This is a genomic window from Lawsonibacter hominis (assembly GCF_014287895.1).
Taxonomy (GTDB): Bacteria; Bacillota; Clostridia; order Oscillospirales; family Oscillospiraceae; genus Lawsonibacter_A; species Lawsonibacter_A hominis.
This window is the reverse complement of record NZ_JACOPP010000001.1, coordinates 323,683-347,081: the sequence shown is the minus strand read 5'-3', so window position 1 is coordinate 347,081 and position 23,399 is coordinate 323,683. Positions and strand designations below refer to the sequence as shown.

21 protein-coding genes are annotated in these 23,399 nt (G+C 64.3%); 6 read left to right on the top strand and 15 right to left on the bottom strand.

What is annotated here, in order from left to right; genetic code table 11:
- Positions 1-13 precede the first annotated feature (13 nt).
- The 9 genes from H8S57_RS01680 to H8S57_RS01640 all read right to left on the bottom strand — a co-directional run bounded on the left by H8S57_RS01680 (position 14) and on the right by H8S57_RS01640 (position 9,708).
- A complete protein-coding gene (locus tag H8S57_RS01680) occupies positions 14-2,557 on the bottom strand; it encodes an ATP-dependent Clp protease ATP-binding subunit (RefSeq protein WP_186906333.1) in 2,544 nt (847 codons plus the stop codon).
- A gap of 106 nt (positions 2,558-2,663) precedes the next feature.
- Positions 2,664-3,203, bottom strand: coding sequence for a CDP-alcohol phosphatidyltransferase family protein (locus tag H8S57_RS01675; protein ID WP_186906332.1), 540 nt, complete (start codon positions 3,201-3,203; stop codon positions 2,664-2,666).
- A gap of 36 nt (positions 3,204-3,239) precedes the next feature.
- Positions 3,240-3,944 carry a CvpA family protein gene (locus tag H8S57_RS01670; protein ID WP_186906331.1) on the bottom strand — a complete coding sequence of 235 codons (705 nt, stop codon included), beginning with the start codon at positions 3,942-3,944 and terminating at the stop codon, positions 3,240-3,242.
- A 23-nt stretch (positions 3,945-3,967) separates the two neighbouring features.
- A complete protein-coding gene (locus tag H8S57_RS01665) occupies positions 3,968-5,155 on the bottom strand; it encodes a DUF5711 family protein (RefSeq protein ID WP_186906330.1) in 1,188 nt (395 codons plus the stop codon).
- 109 nt (positions 5,156-5,264) lie between these two features.
- Positions 5,265-6,014 carry a tRNA pseudouridine(38-40) synthase TruA gene (gene truA, locus H8S57_RS01660; RefSeq protein WP_186906329.1) on the bottom strand — a complete coding sequence of 250 codons (750 nt, stop codon included), beginning with the start codon at positions 6,012-6,014 and terminating at the stop codon, positions 5,265-5,267.
- A gap of 205 nt (positions 6,015-6,219) precedes the next feature.
- Positions 6,220-7,032, bottom strand: coding sequence for an energy-coupling factor transporter transmembrane component T family protein (locus H8S57_RS01655; protein WP_186906328.1), 813 nt, complete (start codon positions 7,030-7,032; stop codon positions 6,220-6,222).
- Positions 7,033-7,899 (bottom strand): energy-coupling factor transporter ATPase, encoded by an 867-nt coding sequence (locus H8S57_RS01650; RefSeq protein WP_186906327.1) that lies wholly within the window; start codon positions 7,897-7,899, stop codon positions 7,033-7,035.
- 80 nt (positions 7,900-7,979) lie between these two features.
- Positions 7,980-8,828: an energy-coupling factor transporter ATPase gene (locus H8S57_RS01645; protein WP_186906326.1), complete on the bottom strand. Its 849-nt coding sequence runs from the start codon at positions 8,826-8,828 to the stop codon at positions 7,980-7,982.
- Positions 8,829-8,844: 16 nt separating this feature from the next.
- Entirely contained in the window at positions 8,845-9,708 is an 864-nt protein-coding gene (locus H8S57_RS01640; protein ID WP_186906325.1) for a class I SAM-dependent methyltransferase, read from the bottom strand.
- 140 nt (positions 9,709-9,848) lie between these two features.
- On the opposite strand from H8S57_RS01640, the gene H8S57_RS01635 reads away from it, so the two are divergent.
- Positions 9,849-10,550 carry a hypothetical protein gene (locus H8S57_RS01635; protein WP_186906324.1) on the top strand — a complete coding sequence of 234 codons (702 nt, stop codon included), beginning with the start codon at positions 9,849-9,851 and terminating at the stop codon, positions 10,548-10,550.
- Between the two features lie 141 nt (positions 10,551-10,691).
- Here H8S57_RS01635 and uvrA read toward each other — a convergent pair whose 3' ends face one another.
- From uvrA to pyrE, 6 genes are all read right to left on the bottom strand, one after another.
- Positions 10,692-13,514, bottom strand: a complete 2,823-nt coding sequence (gene uvrA / locus H8S57_RS01630) for an excinuclease ABC subunit UvrA (protein ID WP_186906323.1) — start codon at positions 13,512-13,514, stop codon at positions 10,692-10,694.
- Positions 13,515-13,575: 61 nt separating this feature from the next.
- Positions 13,576-13,785, bottom strand: coding sequence for a hypothetical protein (locus tag H8S57_RS01625; RefSeq protein ID WP_186906362.1), 210 nt, complete (start codon positions 13,783-13,785; stop codon positions 13,576-13,578).
- A complete protein-coding gene (locus H8S57_RS01620) occupies positions 13,775-14,785 on the bottom strand; it encodes an aldo/keto reductase (protein ID WP_186906322.1) in 1,011 nt (336 codons plus the stop codon). The genes H8S57_RS01625 and H8S57_RS01620 overlap by 11 nt, the downstream gene beginning before the upstream one ends.
- A 506-nt stretch (positions 14,786-15,291) precedes the next feature.
- Entirely contained in the window at positions 15,292-17,259 is a 1,968-nt protein-coding gene (uvrB, locus tag H8S57_RS01615) for an excinuclease ABC subunit UvrB (protein WP_186906321.1), read from the bottom strand.
- A gap of 72 nt (positions 17,260-17,331) precedes the next feature.
- Positions 17,332-18,015: a JAB domain-containing protein gene (locus tag H8S57_RS01610; RefSeq protein WP_186906320.1), complete on the bottom strand. Its 684-nt coding sequence runs from the start codon at positions 18,013-18,015 to the stop codon at positions 17,332-17,334.
- Between the two features lie 32 nt (positions 18,016-18,047).
- Positions 18,048-18,722, bottom strand: coding sequence for an orotate phosphoribosyltransferase (gene pyrE, locus H8S57_RS01605; RefSeq protein ID WP_186906319.1), 675 nt, complete (start codon positions 18,720-18,722; stop codon positions 18,048-18,050).
- Between the two features lie 300 nt (positions 18,723-19,022).
- Here pyrE and H8S57_RS01600 point away from each other — a divergent pair, with 300 nt between their 5' ends.
- The 5 genes from H8S57_RS01600 to H8S57_RS01580 all read left to right on the top strand — a co-directional run bounded on the left by H8S57_RS01600 (position 19,023) and on the right by H8S57_RS01580 (position 23,387).
- Positions 19,023-19,511: a COG2426 family protein gene (locus H8S57_RS01600; RefSeq protein ID WP_369807580.1), complete on the top strand. Its 489-nt coding sequence runs from the start codon at positions 19,023-19,025 to the stop codon at positions 19,509-19,511.
- Between the two features lie 59 nt (positions 19,512-19,570).
- Positions 19,571-19,903 carry a hypothetical protein gene (locus H8S57_RS01595; protein ID WP_186906318.1) on the top strand — a complete coding sequence of 111 codons (333 nt, stop codon included), beginning with the start codon at positions 19,571-19,573 and terminating at the stop codon, positions 19,901-19,903.
- Between the two features lie 241 nt (positions 19,904-20,144).
- On the top strand, positions 20,145-22,358 hold the full coding sequence (recD2, locus tag H8S57_RS01590; RefSeq protein WP_186906317.1) for an SF1B family DNA helicase RecD2: 2,214 nt from the start codon (positions 20,145-20,147) through the stop codon (positions 22,356-22,358).
- A 199-nt stretch (positions 22,359-22,557) separates the two neighbouring features.
- Positions 22,558-22,734, top strand: coding sequence for a type II toxin-antitoxin system antitoxin (locus H8S57_RS01585; RefSeq protein WP_186906316.1), 177 nt, complete (start codon positions 22,558-22,560; stop codon positions 22,732-22,734).
- Entirely contained in the window at positions 22,731-23,387 is a 657-nt protein-coding gene (locus H8S57_RS01580; RefSeq protein ID WP_186906315.1) for a ComF family protein, read from the top strand. The genes H8S57_RS01585 and H8S57_RS01580 overlap by 4 nt, the downstream gene beginning before the upstream one ends.
- Positions 23,388-23,399 lie beyond the last annotated feature (12 nt).

The window sequence follows — 23,399 nt, the reverse complement described above, 5'->3', positions numbered from 1 at the left end:
ATTTTGAAGCTGATTACTGAGCCTCCACCAAGGCATGCGCGCCATCGGCGGTGGCGTGGAGACTGTGGATGGGGGCCTTGTAGCTCTCGATCAGCTTGGTGGCAATCGCATCCTCCAGGTCCTTCTGGATCTGACGGCGCAGGTTACGGGCGCCGTAGGTCTGGGAATAGGACTTTTTGACCAAGTAGTCCAGCAGAACGTCGTCCCAGGTGAAGGTAATACCCTTTTCCGCCAGGGTGGTTTTCAGCTCGTCCAGCATGATGGAAGCGATGGCTTTAAAGTTGTCCTCGCTGAGACGGTTGAAGTAAACGATCTCATCGACCCGGTTGATGAATTCCGGCCGCAGGAAACTCTCCAGCGCCTTCATGGCCCGCTCACGGCCCTGCTCGCCCGCAGTGCGGCCGAAGCCCACGCTGCCGGAGGCATTGGAGCTGCTGCCCGCATTGGAGGTCATGACGATGACGGTGTTCTCGAAGTTCACATTGCGGCCCTGGGCGTCGGTAATGTGACCGTCGTCCAGGATCTGAAGCAGGATGTTCAGCACATCCGGATGGGCCTTCTCGATCTCGTCGAAGAGGATGACGCAGTAGGGCTTGCGCCGCACCTTCTCGGTCAGCTGGCCGGCCTCATCGTAGCCTACGTAGCCCGGAGGGGAGCCGATGATGCGGGAGACGCTGAACTTCTCCATGAACTCGGACATGTCCAGCCGGATCAGCGATTCGGGGGAGTGGAACAGATCCTGAGCAAGCCGCTTGACCAGTTCGGTCTTGCCCACGCCGGTGGAGCCCACAAAGATGAAGGAAACGGGCTTGCGTTTGGAGGCGATGCCCACCCGGCCCCGCCGCACGGCGTTGGCCACGGCGTGGACGGCGTCGTCCTGGCCGATCAGGTGTTCCTTGAGACGCTCCTCCAGCTGGGCCAGACGCTCGTACTCCGCCTCCTGGATCTGACTGGCGGGAATCTTGGTCCACAGCTCGATGACCCGGGCCAGGTGCTCCACCGTCAGGGGAGGCGCGCTCTGGGCGTCCAGACGGCCCAGCTCCTCCTGGAGCTGGATCTCCCGGCTCTTGATGGCGGCCAGGCGCTCGTAGTCGTGGCCGGCCCCCTCATCGGAGAGCAGGGTCTCCCGCTCCCGGTTCAGGTTGGCCAGCTCCCGCTGGTAGCTGGCCTGCCGGTGCTCGTTGGAGCGCAGGGCCTCCTGCGTGGCGGGGTTTCCCGTGAGGGAATCGTGCTCGGCGTTGAGCTTGGCCAGCTCCCGGCGGATCTCCGCCTGGCGCTGCTCGTTGCTCTTCAGGGCGGTCTGGCGCTTGTAGTCCCGCTGGTTGGCCTCGCTCATCAGGTCTTCGCGCTCTTTGGAGAGGGATTCCAGCTCCTTTTTGACCTCCACGCTGCGGGCCAGGCCCTTATTGTGCAGGTTCACGTCGGAGCAGGCCTCGTCGATCAGGTCGATGGCCTTGTCGGGCAGGAAGCGGTCGGTGATATACCGCTCGCTCATGGTCACGGCCAGGCGGCACATCTCCGGGGAGATGTACACGAAATGATAGTGCTCATAGTAGGGGGCGATGCCCTGGATGATCTTGACGGAATCCTCAATGGAGGGCTCCTCCACGATGACGGGCTGGAAGCGCCGCTCCAGGGCGGAGTCCTTTTCGATGTACTTGCGGTACTCCGTAAGGGTGGTGGCGCCGATGACCTGGATCTCTCCGCGGCTCAGAGCGGGCTTGAGGATATTGGCCGCGTTCATGCTTCCCTCGGCATCTCCGGCGCCCACGATGTTGTGGACCTCGTCGATGACCAGAATGATATTGCCCAGCTTGCGGATCTCCTCGATGAGCCCCTTCATGCGGCTTTCAAACTGGCCCCGGAACTGGGTGCCCGCCACCAGGGCGGTCAGATCCAGCAGGTAGACCTCCTTATCCAGCAGCTTGTAGGGTACGTCCCGCTCATAAATCTTCTGCGCCAGACCTTCCGCAATGGCGGTCTTGCCCACGCCGGGCTCGCCGATGAGGCAGGGATTGTTCTTCTGGCGGCGGTTCAGGATCTGAATGGTGCGCTGGATCTCCTCATCCCGGCCCACGATGCGGTCCAGCTTGCCGTCGGCGGCCTTTTGCGTCAGGGAGATGCAGTAATTTTCCAAAAATTTGCGTTTGGGCTGCTTTTCGCCCTTGCCGTTCTTTTCCTTTTCCTCCCGGGCGGGGCGGGAAGCCTCACGCTCAGGGGGCTGGCCGGGGTTCTGGGCGGAGCCGAACAGCTTATTCAGGAAGGGAAAGGTAGCGGTCTTGCCGTCCTCGTCGTCCTCGTCGCCGTCCTCATCCTGGGCCATCAGGCCCTCCATGCCCTCGGCGCCGCCGAAGGCCGACATCATCTCGTTGGTCAGGCCCTCCAGGTCCTCGTCGGTGATACCCATTTTCTGGATCATATCTTCCACGGGCTTGATGCCCATTTCTTTGGCGCATTTCAGGCAGAGGCCTTCACTCTTCGTGGTGCCGCCCTCCATCTTCTGAATGAAGATGACGGCGACGTTTTTGTGACATCTGGAGCAAAGTGTGGGTTGCATCTATTTCAACTCCTTCCGGAGCGCTTCCGAATCGCAGCGGAACGCTCCTGAGATAACATTCCTTTTGAGAAATGATTCTAATCCGAAATTATGAACTGCGTATGAATCAGTGGGATTTTCTTTTTTCCAATCCCTTGACAAATTGGTACAGATAGCTGAAAAAGGCGGCTACCGTCAGGACGAGGGCCGCGGAGATCATCCGCACGGCCCAGGGCCTTGGAATAGCGGGGAAAAGGACCAGAGCGGCGCACACCACGAAGAACACGCCGGTGGCGCTCTTGCCCAGCCAGTTGGAGGAGATCACGTCCCCCCGCGCCCGATACATGAGATAGCCGCCGATGGCCATGGCCAGTTCCTTGCAGAAGAAGATCACGACCGCCCATACAGGGATCACTCCGTCCGCAGTAAGGCAGAGGATCACGATGAAGGTCATCAGCTTGTCGGCCATCGGATCCAGAATGCGGCCCAGACGGGTGATCTGGCTGAAGCGCCGGGCGATCCAGCCGTCGGCCACATCCGTGACAAACGCGGCCAGATAGAGAACGGCGGACCAGAGATGGGCGTTGGGAGCGCAGGAGAAGTAGACCAGGGCAAATACCGGCACCAAGGCCAGGCGAAGCAGGGAGAGCAAGTTTGGAATCGTCATAAGTCACCTGAATTTCCTTTGCACGCCGGTGCGGCGTTACAGTCCGCTCAAGAGAGCGAAGGGGTTGGTGTCCATAAAAAAGCGAAGCAGGCGGGTCTGTTCCACCGTCTCTTCCGGGATCAGATGGCCGGAAAACTGGATCAGCCAGGCCGCGACGAACAGAAGAATACACCCCTGGATCAGCCCGAAAAGGCCGCCCAGCGTTTTGTTGAGAAAATGCAGCCCCGGCAGCCGGGCGACCAGATCCAGAGCGCGGCTCACCAAAGTCCATGCCGCCAGCAGGAGGAGAAATCCCGCCAGGAAGAGCACCAGGTAGGCGACCGATTGGGCCACGGCGGCGGCCACCGCCGCCGCGGCGCTGGCGGCGATCTCCGCCACGCCCTGTTCCACGGCACGGTCCACCGCGCCGATCAGATTTTGGTAGAGCCCCATATCGCGCAGGATGTCCAGCACACCCTCCAGGGGGACGTCTTCGGTGGTGAGCACGGCCTGCTCCCCCTCTGCCACACGCTGTTCCAGCGCGTCCTCCAGACGGGTCTCGATAGCGGCGGCGAAGCGCGGCTCCAGAGCCTGGGCCACCATGGGAGAGACGGTGCGGGCCAGAAAGCTGGCCCCGGCGAACGCCACCACCACCGCCAGCAGAGAGCACAGGGAGAGCACCAGCCCGCGCCAGGCGCCCCGCAGGGTGAAGATCACCAGCACGGCCAGTACGATCAGGTCAAAAAGGAGAAAAGCTGCCATGAGATGCCTCCTGCGTGGTAGGATCAGGGAACATAGAGCCGGGCTTCGCCGCTGCCGATGAGCATGGCGGTACCGTCGCTGCGCATCAGCACGCGGCGGGCCCCCTGGGTGCCGTCCAGCGTGGCGTAGAGGCCGAGCTGCTGGTCATACAGGTCCAGCCGGTCGGCCGTGAGCACCGCCACATACCGCCCGGCGGCGGAAAGAGAGAGCACCTGCTCGTCAATGGACAAGGAGGCCTGTACCGCGCCCGCGCCGTCCACGATGGTCAGCACGGCATTGCTGCCCGCACGGTACTTGCCCAGCAGAAGCGCGGCAAAGCCGTCGCCCTCCAGCGAAAAGCCCTTCAGATAGCGTCCGCTGTAGGTATAGCCGCCGCCCAAAGCGCCGGAGCCGTCCACCCGGTACACGCCGTTCTCGCCCAACAGCCAGATGCCGTCATCCGTCCAGCGCAGGGCCAGGGGCGCGTTGTTGCCCACGGAGCAGGACGCGTCGGGCGCGGCGCTGCCGGCGTCATGGTCCAGCCGGTACAGGTCCACCCGGCAGTCAAAGCTGCCCTCCTCCAGACCTACGGTCAGGACGGCGACGGTCTTGTTGTCGGGGGAAAGGGCCGCGTCCATGACGAAGCGGCTGGACAGGTCAAGCCGCATGACGGGGGCATAGCTTCCGTCGTAGACCGTAACGCTGCCCTTATACCCGTGCTCCTGACTGACCAGGACCAGCCACCCGTTCGGATTGAGCGAGGCGGAGATCAGGGAGCGCTCGGTCTCCTGGGAGAGGGTAAAGGCCACCTCCCGGCCGGAGAGCACGAACAGCTCCTGTCCCCCGGCGTCGTAGACCAGGCCCCGTTTGCCGCAGGCGCTTACCACCGGGTGTTCCAGCAGTACGGTCTCGTCCACATACAGGGTGCCGCTGCCCGAATAGAGCTGAAAGCCAGTAGGGGAGCAGACCAGCAGGTCTCCGTCCAGGTTGGCGAAGGTGTCGGACGCGCTGCCGCCGTAGGAAAAGGTCTCCGCCTGTCCGCTGTCGCTGCGCTCCAGATTGCGGTAAGAGAACCAGCGCCGGATGGAATCCAGGTTGATCCTGTCGCGCCAGGCCACCAGGGCCACGGCGCCCACGACCAGAGCGGCCGTCAGCAGAAAGGCCAGCAGCCGCCGCAGCAGATTTGGTTTTTGCAGTTTGGGGGCCGGACGGCCCCCGTTGATTTCTTCCATTTTATGCTCCTGATCGGGGAATATGTGGCCGAGCCACCCTGCGTCCTGCCGGCGCCGCAATTTCGCCCCATATTATCCGCCGGTTGGCGCGGGGGGCGCAGCCGAACCGTTAGGGCACATCCTCGCCATACCACAATTGGGTCATATATAACCCGCCGGGAGGGACTGTGGGTCCGGCGGCGGTGCGGTTGCGGCCGGACAGGATGGCCGGTACGTCATCGGGGGAGAATTTGCCCTCGGCGGCGTAGACGCAGGTGCCCACCATGGCCCGCACCATGTTATAGAGAAAGCCGTCGGCACAGACCCGGCAGTCGATCTGATCGCCCCTGCGCGCAACGGTAAAGTAATGTACCGTGCGCACGGTGGAGCGCACCTCGGTGCCCACCGACTGGACGGCCTTGAAATCATGGGTACCCACGAAGTGGGCGGCTGCCCGGGCCATGACGGACTCGTCCAGATGCTTGGGATAGAACCATACCCGGTCCACCAGAAAGGCGTTGCGGATACGGGAGTTGTAGATGCGGTAAGTGTACTCCTTTTTCAGGCAGGAGCCGATGGCGTTGAACGCGCTGCTTACCTCGCCGGCCCGGACCACCACGATATCCTCGGGCAGGCGGGTATTCACCGCCAGGGGCAGCCGGTCGCAGGGGATGCGGGAGCTGGTATGGAAGTTGGCGATATAGGTTTCGGCATGGACGCCGGCGTCGGTGCGGCCTGCCCCGGTGCATTTGACCGGATGGCCCACCACCTGTGCCAGAGCTTTTTCCAGCGTCTCCTCCACAGAGACGGCGTTTTTCTGGACCTGCCAGCCGTGGTAGGCGGTGCCTACATACATCAATCGTAACGCAATATTCCTCATAGCGGTTTAAGCTCACATTAATTTTTTCTAAAATTAGAGGTCTGGGGATCGTTCGAGGCTTGGAACCGGAACCGGTTCCAAGACCGACGCCCATTCGTCCTTCCGCGGGCATTCAAACAGGCGCCCGGCGCGGCGGCGCGGGGGTGGCCGCACCGAGGAGCAAGGACTCGCCGGTTGGCGTTTGCACAAGCTCCCAAACAAGGATCTAAAGCCCGAACTGCCGCAGCACGCCTACCAGCACGCACAGAGCCGCGCTGCCGGCCAGTGCGGCCACGTCGGCGCCCCGGAAGCGGAGCACCCGCAGGCGGGTGCGTCCCTCGCCGCCGTGATAGCAGCGGCACTCCATGGCCACCGCCAGCTCGTCGGCCCGGCGGAACGCGGAGATGAACAGAGGCACCAGCAAAGGCACCAGGGCCCGGGCTTTCTGCATCAGGCTGCCCGTGTCGAAATCGGCCCCCCGGGCCTTCTGGGCGGACATGATCTTGTCGGTCTCTTCGATCAGCGTGGGGATAAAGCGCAGGGCGATGGACATCATCATGGCCAGCTCATGGACGGGGACTCGGATGGCCTTCAGGGGTCCCAGCAGCTTTTCCAGCCCGTCGGTGAGCAGGATGGGGGAAGTGGTATAGGTCAGCAGGAAGGTACAGGCGATGAGCATGGCGATGCGCAGGATCATATAAACGGCCGCCCAGATGCCCTCCGGATAGATCTTGAAGATCCAGAAGGCGGCCAGGGGCTCCCCCGCTCCGGGGGTGTAGAACAGGTTGAGCACGGCGGTGATGATGATGATGACCAGGATGGGCTTCATCCCGCGCAGGATGGTCTTCAGCCCCACCCTGGATACGGCGATGAGCGCGGCCAGAACGGCCAGCAGGACGGCGTAGCCCACGATGCCCTTGGCCAGGAACAGCGCCACGATATAGGCCACGGTGCCCAGCAGCTTGGTACGGGGGTCCAGCCGGTGCAGCAGGGTGTTTCCGGGGAAATACTGGCCCAGCGTGATATCCTTGAGCGCCATTTACACCGCCCCCTTCCGCCTGAGCGCGGCCAGCACCGCGCACTTGGCCTGCTCGATGGTGTAGACCGAAGGGTCGATGTCCACGCCGAGGGCCTTCAGCCGGTGGAACACCCGGGTCATGGCGGGCACGCCAAGCCCCATGCGCTCCAGCTCGTCCCCGTGGGCAAACACTTCCCGGGGGGAGCCGGAGAAGGGGATGCGCGCGTCGTCCACCACCACCAGACGGTCCACCGTCCGGGCCACTTCCTCCATGGAGTGGGAGACGATGAGGATGGTGGCGTTTTTGGCGGTATGGTAGTCGTGGATGTTCTGCAGGATGTTCTCCACACCCACCGGGTCCAGCCCGGCGGTGGGTTCGTCCAGAATGAGCACGGAGGGCTCCATGGCGATGACGCCCGCGATGGCCACCCGGCGCTTCTGGCCGCCGGAGAGCTCGAAGGGGGACTTCTCCAGCACCTCGTCCTTCAGGCCCACAAACTGGGCGGCCTGCCGTACCCGGCGATCGATCTCCCCCGCGTCCAGCCCCATATTCCGGGGGCCGAAGGAGATGTCCTTGTATACCGTCTCCTCAAACAGCTGGTACTCCGGGTACTGGAAGACCAGCCCCACCTGGAAGCGGGTCTGCCGGGTGCGCTCCTTGGTTTCCCAGATGTCGCGCCCTTCAAACAGGACCCGGCCGGAGGTGGGCTTCAGCAGGCCGTTGAGGTGCTGGATGAGGGTGGATTTGCCCGAGCCGGTGTGGCCGATGATGCCCAGGTACTCTCCGCGGTAGGCGGTGAAGTCCACGTCCACCAGGGCGCCCCGTTCGAACGGGGTACCGGCCGAGTAGATATGACAGAGCTTTTCCGTCTGAATGATCGGTTCCAAATGGCTTCATTCCTTTATCAATTGGTGCATCCCCCGCAGGGTAACGCCCGCGCGGGCCGTCCGGCCGGGCGGCCCGGTCCTTATTGCAGCAGCCGGTACAGCGCCTGGGCGCACTCCTCGTCGGAAAGCGCGTCCAGGGGAACGTCCACGCCCGCCTGGCGCAGCTGCCATAAAAGCTCGGTGGTCTCCGGCACCGTCAGACCAACGGACTTGAGGGCCTCCACCTGCCGGAAGACCTGACGGGGCGGGCCGTCGGAGACGATCTTGCCCTTGGCCATGACCACCAGCCGGTCGGCCATGGCGGCCTCGTCCATGTGGTGGGTAATCAGCACCACGGTGACGCCGCTGGTGCGGTTAAGTGCGCGGATGGTCTTCATGACCTCGCTGCGGCCGATGGGGTCCAGCATGGCGGTGGGCTCGTCCAGCACGATACACCGGGGGCGCATGGCGATGACGCCCGCGATGGCCACCCGCTGCTTCTGACCGCCGGAGAGCAGATGAGGGGCATGCTCCCGATATTCGTACATGCCGACCTGCCGCAGGGCTTCGTCCACCCGGCGGCGGATCTCCTCGGAGGGCACGCCCAGATTCTCCGGGGCAAAGGCCACGTCCTCCTCCACCACGTTGGCTACGATCTGGTTGTCCGGGTTCTGGAACACCATGCCCACGGTGCGGCGGATGTCCAGCAGAGCGTCCTCGTCGGCGGTATCGATGCCGCTGACGTATACCTTGCCCCCGGTAGGGAGCAGGATGGCGTTCATATGCTTGGCCAGGGTGGATTTGCCGGAGCCGTTATGCCCCAGCACGGCCACGAAGGACCCCTCCGCGATTTCCAGATCTACCCCGTCCAGCACCACCGGAGGGACGGACCCCTCGTCGGCGGCGTAGGAAAAGCGGAGCTGCTGCGTTTTGATAATGGACTGACTCATATGCATTCCCTCCGATTCAGCCGCATACCCACCGCCCCGTGGCGCCGCAGGGCAGGGAAAGGCCAGTGGCGGTAACGGGCAGGCCAAGCTCCTGGCTCTCGGTGTGGCCGCCGTACCTGCGGGACACGATGGTCTCCAGCAGATAGGTGAGCACCGAGGGGGAGAGGCCGGTGGTATAGGAGTTGATGAGAAAGAAGATGGGCGCGTCGGAGAGCACCTGGGCCGCCAGCTCCAGAAAAAGGGGCAGGTTTTCCTCCAGCTTCCAGATCTCACCGGATGGGCCGCGGCCATAAGAGGGCGGGTCCATGATGACCGCGTCATACCGGCGTCCCCGCCGGATCTCACGCTCCACGAATTTGCCGCAGTCGTCGACGATCCAGCGGATCGGCGCCTGCTCCAGGCCGGAACTTTTGGCGTTTTCCCGCGCCCAGGAGACCATGCCCTTCGCCGCGTCCACATGGCACACGCTGGCCCCCGCCGCCGCGCAGGCGATGGTGGCCGCGCCGGTGTAGGCGAACAGGTTGAGCACGCTCACCGGCCGGCCGGCGGCGCGGATGGCCTGCATGGCGAAGTCCCAGTTGGCGGCCTGTTCGGGGAACAGACCGGTATGCTTGAAATTCATGGGCTTGATGTTGAAGGTCAGCGCGCCATAATCCAGCGTCCACCGCTCCGGCAGGTCCTTCTTGACCCATGCGCCCCCGCCGGTGCTGGAGCGCTGATAGCGTCCGTCGTGCCGCTTCCAGCCGGGATGGCTGCCCTCCCGCTGCCAGATGGCCTGGGGATCAGGCCGCACCAGCAGGTATTTGCCCCAGCGCTCCAGCCGCTCGCCTGCGCCGCAGTCCAGCAGTTCATACTCGTTCCAGTGATCTGATCGCCACATACGCGCCCCTCGCCTTAATGTTGTCATAATCATCCTATTATATCATTGTGTTCCGAACCAGTCAATTGGAAGAAATGATTGTACTGTCCGGGAAATTGTGATAAAATAGACACGATTTTTGTAGAGAAAGGGTGTTCGCCATGAGCGCCGGAGAGTTGCAGTTCCGCACCGCCGCCTTTGGAGGCTTCCAGAAGCAGGACGTGTTGGACTTTATCGATAGCCGCAGCCGGGAGCAGCAGGAAAAGCTGGAGGCCCTCAAGCGGGAACTTGAGGAGGGCGCCAAAGCCCGGGCGGAGCTGGAGGAGGAACTGGCCGCCGCCAAGGACCGGGCCGAGTGCCTTGCCGCCGAGGGGGAGACGTTGTCCGCCCAGCAGAAACAGGCGCAGGAGCAGGCCGAAGCACTGCGTGCCGAGCTGGAGCAGACCCGCGCACGGGCCGAAGCGGCCGAGCGCGGCCTGGCCGACGCCCAGGCGCGGCTTGCCAAGGCGGAGCCCGCCGCCGCAGCCTATGAGAGCGTGAAGGACCGCACCGCCGGTATGGAGCTGGAGGCCCACTGCCGGGCCGAACAGGTGGAGGCTGAGGCGGCCGAGCGGGTCAAAAAGATGCGGGAGCAGGTGGAGCACTGGCTGGGCCGGGTCCAGAACGAGTACGACCGCCTGCGGACCAGCATGGACGCCACCCTGTCCCATGCGGGCGGGGAACTGGAGCAGGTACGCGGTATGCTGGACGGCCTCTCGGCGGAGCTGGAGCGGCAGGACGAGGCGCTGGAAGGCCTCGCCGAGACCTGCCGGACGGAACTGGGTCCCCGGCCGCCCCGCCCGCTGCCTCTGGACGCTCAATAAGGAGCGGCAGAGGGCTGTTGCGGGCGGCCGTCCTCCGCAACGGGAACGCAGGACAATCGGAGCGCAGGGGGACTGTTTGACAGATGGAAAAAACGGGCGGCCGCAGGCCGCCCGTTTTCTGTATGTTGCAGCGCGTAGGGTTCACAGCATCCGTTTGAGATACTGCCCCGTATAGGAGGCGGCGCATTGCGCCACCTCCTCTGGAGTTCCCGTTACCACAATGCTTCCGCCGCCGTCGCCGCCCTCGGGACCCAGGTCGATGATGTGATCGGCGGTTTTGATGACATCCAGGTTGTGTTCGATGACGACTACGGTGTTGCCTGCGTCCACCAGCTTTTGCAGCACCTCAATCAGCTTGTGGACGTCGGCGGTGTGCAGGCCGGTGGTGGGCTCGTCCAGCACGTAGATGGTGGAGCCGGTGGAGCGCTTGGAGAGCTCCGTGGCCAGCTTGACCCGCTGGGCCTCGCCGCCGGAAAGGGTGGTGGAGGGCTGGCCCAGCTTTACGTAGGAGAGCCCTACCTCATACAGCGTCTGAAGCTTGTTGTACAGTTTGGGCAGGTGCTCAAAGAAGGGGAGAGCCTCCTCCACCGTCATGTCCAGCACTTCATAGATGTTTTTGCCCTTGTAGCGGACCTCCAGAGTCTCCCGGTTGTACCGCTTGCCCTTGCACACCTCGCAGGGCACATAGATATCGGGCAGAAAGTGCATCTCGATCTTCAGCAGCCCGTCGCCCTGGCAGGCCTCGCACCGCCCGCCCCGCACGTTGAAGGAGAAGCGCCCCGGGCCGTAGCCCCGGCTCTTGGCGTCGGGAGTGGAGGCGAACAGATCCCGGATATCGTTGAACAGTCCCGTATAGGTGGCCGGGTTGGAGCGGGGCGTGCGGCCAATGGGGGATTGATCGATGGCGATGATCTTATCCAGGAATTCCTCGCCCTCGATGCGCTCGTGCTTCCCCGCCCGGCATTTGGCGTGGTTCAGGTCGCAGGCCAGCTTTTTATAGAGGATCTCGTTGACCAGGCTGGATTTGCCCGAGCCGGATACGCCGGTGACACAGGTGAAGGTGCCCAGGGGGATGGACACGTCCACCTGGTTCAGATTATTTTCCGCCGCGCCCCGGATGATCAGAGACCTGCCGCTGCCGGTCCGCCGCTGGGCGGGGACGGGGATCTTCTTCCGGCCGGACAGGTAGTCGCCGGTGAGGGAGCCGGGGGCGTTCATGATCTCCTCGGCGGTGCCGCAGGCCACCACCTCGCCGCCATGGACGCCCGCGCCGGGGCCGATATCCACGATATAGTCGGCCGCGCGCATCGTGTCCTCGTCGTGTTCCACCACCAGCAGGGTGTTGCCCAGATCCCGCAGGTGCTTCATGGTGTCCAGCAGCATGTCGTTGTCCCGCTGGTGCAGGCCGATGGAGGGCTCGTCCAGAATATAGAGCACGCCCATCAGGGAGGAACCGATCTGGGTGGCCAGACGGATGCGCTGGCTTTCGCCGCCGGAGAGGGTGGCCGCCGCCCGGCTCAGGGTGAGGTACTGCAGGCCCACCGACCGCAGAAAGCCCAGGCGGGACCTGATCTCCTTCAGGATGCGTTCCGCAATGAGCATTTTCTGGGCGGAGAGCTCCAGATGTTCTACGAAGTCCAGGGCCTCCGTGACCGGTTTCTGACAGAAATCATGGATGCTGATGCCGCCCACGGTGACCGCAAGAGCCTCTTTTTTCAGCCGTTTTCCGCCGCAGTCGGGGCAGGGACGCTGGCTCATGCACTCCTCCAGCTCCCGGCGCATACCGTCGCTCTGGGTTTCCCGGTAGCGGCGCTCCAGATTGTTCACCACGCCTTCGAACGCCTGGTACAGGGTCCCCTGCCCGTTGCCGCGCTCGTAGGTCAGCTTGAGTTTTTCCCCCTGGGTGCCGTAGAGGATCCGATCCAGGATCTCCGCGGGCAGCTCTTCCACCGGCGTGCTGAGCTTGAAGCCGTACTTTTTGGCCAGGGCGTCAAAGTACATGCGGGAGATGGAATCGCCCTTGATGTTGTTCCAGCCGGAGGCGGTGATGGCCCCCTCCAGGATGGAGAGCTTTTTGTTGGGGAGGATGAGGTCCGGGTCCACCTTCAGCTGTGCGCCCAGTCCGGTGCAGGTGGGGCAGGCGCCGTAGGGATTGTTGAAGGAAAACATGCGGGGCGTGAGTTCCTCAATGGAGATGCCGCAGTCCTCACAGGCATAATTTTGGGAAAACAGGATATCACGGTCCTCGTTCACGATGTTGAGGATGACCAGGCCGCCCGCCAGGGCGGAGGCGGTCTCCACACTGTCGGTCAGGCGGCGGGCGATGTCCTGCCGGATGACCAGCCGGTCCACGACCACTTCGATGTTGTGCTTCCTGTTCTTGTCCAGCTTGATCTCCTCGCTCAGGTCATACAGGGAAGCGTCCACCCGTACCCGGACATAGCCGGACTTGCGGGCGTCCTCAAAGAGCTTCTGGTGTTCCCCCTTCCGGGCGCGCACCACGGGGGCGAGCACCTGTACCCGGGTGGCTTCGGGCAGGGTCATCACCTGGTCGATGATCTGGTCGATGGTCTGCTGCTGAATCTCCTTGCCGCACTTGGGGCAGTGGGGCGTGCCTACCCGGGCCCACAGAAGGCGCAGATAGTCGTAGATCTCGGTGACGGTACCCACGGTGGAGCGGGGGTTTTTGGAGGTGGTCTTCTGGTCGATGGAAATGGCGGGGGACAGGCCGTCGATATAGTCCACGTCGGGCTTCTCCATCTGACCCAGGAACATGCGGGCGTAGGAGCTGAGGGACTCCACGTACCGGCGCTGGCCCTCGGCATAAATGGTCTCAAAGGCCAGGGAGGACTTGCCGCTTCCGGATACGCCGGTGAGCACCACCAGCTTGTCCCGCGGAATCTCCACGTCGATGTTTTTCAGATTGTTTTCCCGTGCGCCTTTGACGTAAATGTGGTCGAGCATAATCGTTGGGTTCTCCTTTGTGACGACAGTCGGCCCCGGCGGGCCGGGTTTCGAAGCGGGATTAAAACAGATAGTACCACAGGGCCCAAAGCAGGATGCCGGCCCCAGGCAGGCCGGCAAGGACCCGCAGCCGCCGGGGCGGCCGGGGCCGGGCGGCCACGCAGAGCAGGGCAAAAGACAGCAGGCCGGTCAGGAAGGGGCCCCAGATCGCCAACAGTATGCCCAGTTGCTCCAGGACGGGCGCAGGGCCGGCCAACCGCTCAGTAACCAAAATCCTTGGCCACCCCGCCCAGCATGTCCCGGATGGGCAGACCGTAGGGGCAGCGGCGCTCGCAGGCGCCGCACTGGACGCAGGAGCCCGCGTGGTAGCGCAGGGCCTGATAGCGCTCCCGGGCCCAGTCCGCCAGTCCGTACCGGCGCAGGTAGTTGGCCAGCAGGAAATTGGTGGGGATATCGATGCCGTTGGGACAGGGCGCGCAGTAGCCGCACCGGCGGCAGAAGGTGGAGCCCAGGGTCTTGCGGATGGCCTCGGCCTGCGCCTGCTCCGCCGCGGTAAAGGGGGCGGAGAGGTCTACGGCGGCGTTCCGGGCCACTTCCTCCGGCGCGCCCATCCCCGCCAGGATCACGTCGCATACCCCGGCGGCGGCGATGAAGCGAAGGGCCAGGGCGGCGTCCTCCAGATTGCCCCCTGCCAAGGGCTTCATGGCGATGGTGCCGATCCCCCGTTTTTGGGCCTGGGCGAGCACGTCGTGCCCCTGGGTCTCCACGATATTATAGGGAAACATGACCGTTTCAAGACGGTCGCCGTATTCCTCCACCAGGCGGCGCAGGGCGTCTGCGCTGTGGGTGGTCACGCCGATATGCCCGATCTTGCCGGCGGCCTTGGCTTCCGCCAGGGCGCGGTACGCCCCCTCGGGGCCGAATGCCCGGTCAAAGTCGCGCTCCGACAGGTTGTGGAGCTGGTAGAGCTCGATATGGCCGGTACGCAGGTCTGCAAGGCTGGCGTCGATGTCCTTCTGCATGCCGGCGTAGTCCCGGGACATGCTTTTGGTGGCCAGGATGAAATGATCCCGGCGGCCCTCCAGCGCCGCGCCCAGATAGTCCTCCGAGACGGTATAGCCCCGTGCGGTGTCGAGAAAGTTGACGCCGTGTTGTTCCAGTTGATCCACCACCGCGCGGGTGTTGGCCGCGTCGGCGCGCTGGATGGGGATGCCCCCGAAGGAGAGCCGGGAGACGTTCAGTCCGGTTTTACCTAAAATAACAGATTGCATGGCGGAACCCTCTTCTTTCTGAATGGAAGCTCACTCGCCCCGGAGCTTGACGATCTTATCGCGGAGAATGGCGGCATATTCGAATTCCAACAGTTTGGCGGCTTCCCGCATCGCCCCGCGCGGCGTCCGCCGCCCGGGGACCCCCGAATGCACCTGACGTGCTCGGGCCGAGTAAATCGGCCCTGCGCCAAGGGTTTGCCTGAGGCAAAACGCTTGTGCGGCGCAGGCGCCGCCCCGCTGTGCGGGGCCCCAAAGAGCTGCGGGAAGCTCACTCGCCCCGGAGCTTGACGATCTTATCACGGAGAATGGCGGCATATTCGAATTCCAACAGTTTGGCGGCTTCCCGCATCGCCCCGCGCGGCGTCCGCCGCCCGGGGACCCCCGAATGTACCTGACGTGCTCGGGCCGAGTAAATCGGCCCTGCGCCAAGGGTTTGCCTGAGGCAAAACGCTTGTGCGGCGCAGGCGCCGCCCCGCTGTGCGGGGCCCCAAAGAGCTGCGGGAAGCTTACTCGCCCCGGAGCTTGACGATCTTATCGCGGAGAATGGCAGCATATTCGAATTCCAACAGTTTGGCGGCTTCCCGCATCTCTTTTTCCAATTTGGCGATGGCCTCCATGCGCTGCGGTTTGGTGAGCGAAAGCGCGTCGGGGTCGTACTCCCTGGAGGAATCCTCCCCCTGAGACAGGTCGATCACGTCCCGGACGCTCTTGATGATGGTTTTGGGGACGATGCCGTGGGCCTGGTTGAAGGCATCCTGTTTGGCGCGCCTGCGCTCGGTCTCATCGATGGCCCGGCGCATGGAGGGCGTGATCTTGTCGGCATACATGACCACCATGCCCTCCGCGTTTCGGGCCGCGCGGCCGATGGTCTGGATGAGGGAGGTCTCGCTGCGGAGAAAGCCCTCCTTGTCTGCGTCCAGAATGGCCACCAGGCTCACCTCCGGCAGGTCCAGTCCCTCCCGCAGCAGGTTGATGCCCACCAGCACGTCAAATGTGCCCAGGCGCAGGTCGCGGATGATCTCCATGCGCTCGATGGTGTCGATGTCGTGGTGCATGTAGCGGACCTTGATGCCTGCGTTTTTCAGGTAATTGGTCAGGTCCTCCGCCATCTTTTTGGTGAGGGTGGTGACCAGTACCCGCTCGGCGTGCTGGGTGCGCTCGTTGATCTCCCCAATCAGGTCGTCGATCTGCCCCTCCACCGGGCGCACCTCGATCCTTGGGTCCAGCAGGCCTGTGGGCCGGATGACCTGCTCCACGATCTGCCCCGAGCGGGAGCGTTCGTACTCGCCGGGCGTGGCGGAGACGTAGACCACTTGATGGAGCCGCTTTTCAAACTCCTCAAATTTCAGAGGCCGGTTGTCGAAGGCGCAGGGCAGGCGGAAGCCGTAGTCCACCAGGGTCGTCTTGCGGGCGCGGTCGCCGTTGTACATGGCCCGCACCTGAGGCAGGGTCACGTGGGACTCGTCAATGAAAAGCACAAAATCTCTGGGGAAATAATCCAGCAGAGTGTGGGGGGGAGAGCCCACCGGGCGGCCCTCGATGACCCGGGAGTAATTCTCGATCCCGGAGCAGTAGCCCAGCTCCTGCATCATCTCCACGTCGTACATGGTGCGCTGCTTGATGCGCTGGGCCTCGATGAGCTGGTTGTTGGCCTCGAAAAAAGCCACCCGCTCCTCCAGCTCCCGGTAGATCTCCTGAACGGCGGCGTCCATTTTTTCCTTGGGCGTGACGTAGTGCGTGGCGGGCCAGACGGGGATGTTCTCCAGACGGCGGATGGGCGCGCCGGTGACCACGTTGATCTCGCTGATGCGGTCGATCTCGTCCCCGAAGAACTCCACCCGGATGGCGGAGTCCTGCCAGTAGGCGGGAAAGATCTCCACCGTGTCCCCCCGGACCCGGAACATGTTGCGCTCAAAGGCGATGTCGTTGCGTTCGTAGCGGATGGCGATGAGCTTTTTCAGCAGTTCATCCCGCTCCATTGAGGCCCCCACCCGGAGGGAGACCATCATTTTAGCAAAGTCCTCCGGCTCGCCCAGGCCATAGATACAGGAGACCGAGGACACCACGATCACGTCCCGCCGCTCCATCAGAGAAGCGGTGGCGGACAGGCGCAGCCGGTCGATCTCCTCGTTGATGGCGGAGTCCTTCTCGATAAAGGTATCCGTATGGGGAATATAGGCCTCGGGCTGGTAGTAATCGTAGTAGGACACAAAATACTCCACCGCGTTGTGGGGGAAGAATTCCTTGAATTCGGCGCACAGCTGGGCGGCCAGGGTCTTGTTGTGGGCCAGCACCAGGGTGGGACGCTGGACGGCCTCGATCACCTTGGCCATGGTGAACGTCTTGCCCGAGCCGGTGACGCCCAGAAGCGTCTGCTCGTTCAGCCCGTTTTCCAGTCCTGCGGCCAGCGCTTCGATGGCCTCCGGCTGGTCGCCCGCCGGAGTATATTCGCTGACCACTTCGAATTTCGGCATGCCGCCCCCTCCTCCCGTCCGTATTCGTACATCCATTCTAGCAAAACAAATGTTCTATTGCAAGCCTTATTTTCAGGCTTCCTCGGTTTTGTAGAAGCCGCTGTCCCGGAGGGAGACCATGTCGTCATCCACAAAGACCAGATGATCGCACAGCGTCACCCCGACCTGTCCCAGTATGCCCTGCAGGCTGTAGGTGGTGGCGATGTCGTCCTCCGAGGGAAACGCCAGCCCGGAGACGTGATTGTGGGAGAGCACCACCCGAACGGCGTTCAGGGAGAGCGCCGCCTCCACGATCAGGCGGGTGGTCACCGCCACGGCGTTCACGTTGCCTTCGCCGATCTTGCGTACCCCCAGCACCTTCTGCTTGCCGTCCATGCACAGCAGATAGACCTGCTCGTTCCGCGCCCCGAAGAAATAGGGGCGCAGGATGGGATAATAGTCCCGGCTGCCCTGGGCGACCACGTCCATACGGGTGCGCCCCGCCAGATAGCGGCCGGAGAGCTCCTTTGCCGCCTTGAAGAGCACGGCGGCGTGCGTCCCCACGCCGGGGACCTTTTGCAGCTGCTCCGGCGTTGCGTCCAGTACGCCCGCCAGGGAGCCGAATTGCTCCAACAGGGTATGGGCCAGCGGGTTAGTGTCGCTTCGGGGGTTGGCGTAGAACAGCAGCAGCTCCAGCAGCTTGTGGTCGGGAAAGGAGTCCGGGCGGGCCAGAAACTCCGTTTTCAACCGGCTGCGGTGACCGTCGTGAGCGCCCATACCGGACCTCCTCTCCATAGGATACCCCAAAATCAGCCTCTGGCGCCGTACTGCTCCAGATAGGCTTCCATGCGGGCCTTCACGGCGTCGTCAATAACAATTTTGCCGTCCACGGGGCGGTTGTGGAGGAAGGAGAGGATCTCCCGTACGGTGACGATGGGGTACACGGCGATGCCGTAGTCCTCCCGCAGCTCGTCCAGGGTGGAGCAGTCCCGGGTGCCGCGCTCCATCCGGTCCACGGAGACGATGAGGGCGCGCATCTTCACGTCGGCCACATGTTTGAACAGCTCGATGGACTCCCGCACGGCGGTACCCGCGGTGACCACGTCCTCTACGATGACGAGCTTGTCCCCGTCCTGAGGCTTGTAGCCCACCATGCAGCCGCCCTCGCCGTGGTCCTTGGCCTCCTTGCGGTTGAAGCAGTAGGGCAGATCGCGGCCGTAATTGCGGTACAGCGATGCGGCGGCGGACACCGCCAGGGGGATGCCCTTATAGGCGGGGCCGAACAGGCAGTCCGCCCCGTCGGGCAGGTTCTGCTGGATACAGGCGGCGTAGTAATCCCCCAGCTTGGCGGCCTGGGCGCCGGTCCTGTAGTTGCCAGTGTTGATAAAGTAGGGGGTCCTGCGCCCGGATTTGGTAGTGAAGTCCCCAAAGGTGAGAACGCCGGAGCGCACCATAAAGGTGATGAATTCTTCTTGATAGGTCATAGCGGCCAGCCCCTTTTCTCAAATGAAGTCGGAATATTATATCACTGGGCGCAGGCGGGGACAAGAGGAAGTTGGACGTTCGGCAAAGCGGCTTTTGCCGCCCCGCAGCGTCCCGCCGTTTCTGCAGGAGGAAGGTTGAGCGGGGTTTTTCACAAAAACTTAATGTTATCCGCGCCGGACTTATGATACAATAAGCTCTGCTGAGCAAACCGCGGTGCGGCTTATCCGCGCGGCGGCCGCGCCATAGCCTTACGGGTATGGTGCGCAAGCCGGTGCCAGCACGTCTGAGAGGTGTTCTGCGTGAATCTGCTGCAATGGCTGACGGACAGCCGGCTGGGGGAGATGGTCTTTACCCTGCTGGTCTCCATGATCCCGGTGATCGAACTGCGGGGCGGCGTCCCCTTCGGCACGGCGCTGGGCCTGCCCCCCTGGGCGGCCCTGTGCGCCGCGGTGGTGGGCAATCTGATCCCCGTGCCGTTCATCATCGTCTATATCCGCCGGATCTTTCTGTGGCTGCGCCGCCGTTTCCCCAAGCTCAACCGCCTGGTGGACAAACTGGAGCGCAAAGCCCATTTGAAGGGCCGCAAGGTGAGCAAATACAAATATCTGGGGCTGTTTGTCTTCGTGGCCATCCCCCTGCCGGGCACCGGGGCCTGGACGGGCGCGCTGGCGGCGGCCTTCCTGGACATGCCCCTGCGCCGTGCGCTGCCCTCCATCTTTTTGGGCGTGGTCACCGCCGGGCTCATCATGACGCTGGCCACGGGGATGGTGGTGGCCACCATCCACTGAGCGCCCGGCGGCTGTCATTGCCGCGCCCTCCGGCATAGAATGGCCTGGAGGTGAGGGCGTTGAATCCCATTTTGGAGGTAGTGCTGATCCTGCTGGCGGCGGCGGGGCTGCTGGGACTGGGCTGGGTCCTGTTCGGCCGGCTGGTGTGCCCTGTGGGGAGCGGCGGCGTGTACGCCGTGATCCCCGCCAGCGGCGACGGGGCCAACCTGGAGCAGGATGTGAAGGGGCTTTTGTGGCTGCGGGGCGGCGAGCTGGCGCGGTTCACCATTGTGATCGCCGACGGCGGGCTCAACGCCGCGGGCCGGGCGGCGGCCAGCGCTCTGCTGGCCCGGGATCGGGGACTGGTGGTCTGCCCCATGGAGCGTTTGTCCGAGTACATAGGGAACCGGTGAATCGCGCTGTCCGGCACGGCGCGGAGCCTGCGCTCCCGTCCGGAGCGCGCGGAACGATCTGCGGCCGCTCCGGCCTGCTGCGTTTTTTTGCCCTGCCGGCTGCAGCCGCTCCCGCCGGCCCGCGCAGGCGGGTGGGGACGGCGCTTTTCCGGGGTTCGACAAATCGGCCTTCCGGTGTTACAATCTTCTGAGTGGGGGCTGTCTTCGTTTTGCACAGTCCCTGGAAAGGAGAGGGCGGCCCATGCAGGAGGCGGAATGGAATCTCATCGAGGGGACCGTGGAAGCCGTGATCTACCAGAACCGGGAGAACGGCTACACGGTGCTCAGGCTGGACGCGGGGGAGTCCGGGGGCGTGACGGTGGTGGGCTGTCTGCCCGGCGTGGCCCCCGGCGAGCGTATCACGGTCCGGGGGACCTGGATGCGCCATGCCTCCTATGGAGAGCAGTTCAAGGCGGAGACGGTGGAGCGGCGCATGCCCGCCGGAGAGAAGGCCATTTTTGAGTATCTCGCCTCCGGCGCGGTCCGGGGGATCGGCGCGGCCACCGCCCGGCGGATGGTGGAGGAATTTGGGGCCGAGGCCCTCACCGTTCTGGAGGAGCATCCGGAGCGGCTCACCGCCATCCATGGCGTCACCCGCAAGCGGGCGTTGGCGATGGGGGAGAACTTCCGGCTTCAGATGGGCATGCGCCGCCTGCTGGAATTTCTGGGCGCGCACGACGTGCCGCTCCAGCTGGCCATGCCCCTGTACCGCCGCTATGGCGACCAGGCGCTCGAGGCGGTGCGGGCCAATCCCTACTTGCTGGTGGACGGGGAGTTGGGGGTGGCGTTCGCCACGGCCGACAGCCTGGCGCTGGACCTTGGCATGGAGGGGGACGACCCCCAGCGCATTGAGGCGGGGCTCCTGTTCGAGCTGACCCACAATCTGGACAACGGGCACACCTTTCTGCCCCGGCGCAAACTTCTGTGGGCCACCGCGCAGCTCATCGGCGTGGAGGAGGAGGCCCTGGAGGACGGCCTGGAGGCCCTTCTGGAGCGGGGCGAGGCGATCCAGGAGCCGGTGGCGGGAGAGCAGGCCGTCTACCTCCGCGACCTGTACGAGGCCGAGCAGTACGTCGCCTGGCGCATCCGCGGCCTGGCGGAGGGCGAGCTGGTCCCTCCCCCCGGGCTGGATCGGCTCATTGGGAAGATCCAGAGCGAGCAGGGCATTGTTTACGCCCCTCAGCAGCGTCAGGCCGTGGAGCTGGCGGCGCAGCGGCAGGTAATGCTGCTCACCGGCGGCCCCGGGACCGGAAAGACCACCTCCCTGCGGGGCGTGCTGGCGCTCTTTGAGGCGCTGGGCCTGGAAACGGCACTGGCCGCTCCCACCGGCCGCGCGGCCAAGCGGCTGGGAGAGCTGTGCGGCATGGAGGCGGCCACCATCCACCGCCTGCTGGAGACCCAGTATGACCCCCATTCCGGCCGTCTGGTCTTCGCCCACGACGAACAGGACCCCCTGAAAGCGGACGCGGTCATTGTGGACGAGACCTCTATGGTGGATATCACCCTGATGCGGGCGCTGCTGTGCGCCCTGCGGGACGACTGCCGGCTGATCCTGGTGGGGGACGCGGACCAGCTGCCCAGCGTGGGACCGGGCAATCTGTTTTCCGACCTCATCCGCAGCCGGGCGGTGCCCATGGTGCGCCTGACCGAGATCTTCCGTCAGGCCGCCGAGAGCGCCATCATCCGCAGCGCCCACGGGGTCAACCGGGGCGAGCTGCCCGATCTGCGGGACAATAAGGGGGACTTTTTCTTCCTGCGCCGGAAAGAGCCTCAGCGGGCGGCCGAGACCATCGTGGAGCTGGTGCGCACCCGCCTGCCCAAGAACATGGGCATCCCGCCGGAGCAGATCCAGGTGCTCTCGCCTACCCGCAGGCGCCAGGCGGGCACCGCGGCTCTCAACCGTGCCATCCAGGCGGCGGTCAACCCGCCGGGCGAAGGAAAACCGGAGCGCCGTTTCGGGGAGTCGATCTTCCGGGAGGGCGACCGGGTCATGCAGGTGCGCAACAATTACGACGTGATGTGGCGGGAGAAAAACGGCCTGAGCTCGGGCATGGGCGTGTTCAATGGGGATATCGGACGGGTGGAGGCGGTGGATAACCGCAGCGAGACCATCACCGTGGACTTTGAGGGCCGGGTGGTGGAGTATACCCCCGACATGCTGGGAGAGCTGGAGAGCGCTTACGCCATCACCGTCCACAAGGCCCAGGGCAGCGAGTATCGGGCGGTGATCCTGGCCGCCTGCGACGGCGCGCCCATGCTGCTCACCCGCGGGGTGCTCTACACCGCCATCACCCGGGCCCGGGAGCTGCTCATCATCGTGGGCGACGAGGAGGTGGTGGCGCGCATGACCGCCAACGACCGCCAGCAGCGGCGCTACTCCGGACTGCGCTGGCGTCTGGCCGGGGGGACGGCGTGAGCGGCTGGAACCATGGCCTTGCCGCTGTTCGGGACAGGCCGCGGCCTATGGCGGACAGGAAGCGTCCGCCCGGTACGGCGCTGTCTTGGAAACGAGGGAAATCTACAAATTTTGCGCCGTAAAAATGCGCTAAGAATAAACTAAAAGCTTATGCAGACGGTATGCTTTGCTTACCTGAGGATGAGGAGAGGCAGAACATATGGAAAAGACCAATCACCTGAGTATCCGCACGGACAAGGCCCTTCACGACAAGATCCAATACGTGGCGGCCTACGAGGGCCGTTCGATGAGCGGACAGATCCTCTACCTGATCCAGAGCTGTATCCGGGAATTTGAAAAGGAGCACGGGCCCATCCCGCCGGAGGATGGGAAATGAACGGCCCGGCGCGGCTGCTGCTGGACCTCCTCTTCCCGCCCCGCTGCGTGTTCTGCGGCAGGGTGCTGGCCGCGCGTGAGCGGGACCTGTGCGCCCAATGCCGGCGGACGCTGCCCTGGCTGGAGGGGGCGGATGCGGAGCAGGACGGGGAATGGTTTGCCCTGTGTGTCTCGCCCCTGCGGTATCAGGGGGCGGTGCGGGATTCCCTGCACCGGTACAAATTCAAGGGGCGGCAGGCTTACCACCGGGCTTACGGCAGGCTGCTGGCCCAGTGTGTCCGCGACCATCTGGCGGACCGGTATGACCTGATCTCCTGGGTGCCGTTGTCCCGGGAGCGCCGGCGCGAGCGGGGCTACGACCAGGCCTTCCTGCTCTGCGCCGCCGCGGCGCTGGAGCTGGGGGATGTGGCGGTGGAGACGCTGCGCAAGGGCCGGGATACCGCCGTGCAGTCCCGGCTGGAGGGGGAGGCGCGGCGCCGGGCCAATGTGCTGGGCGCCTATGCCGCGGTGGAGCCGGAGCTGGTGCGGGACAAACGGGTGCTGCTCGTGGACGACATCATCACCACCGGTTCCACCTTCTCCGAATGCGCCAGAGTGCTGCGCTCAGCGGGGGCGAAGGAGGTGCTCTGCGCGGCGCTGGCGCGGGCCCGGTAAGGTTTTTCGGGA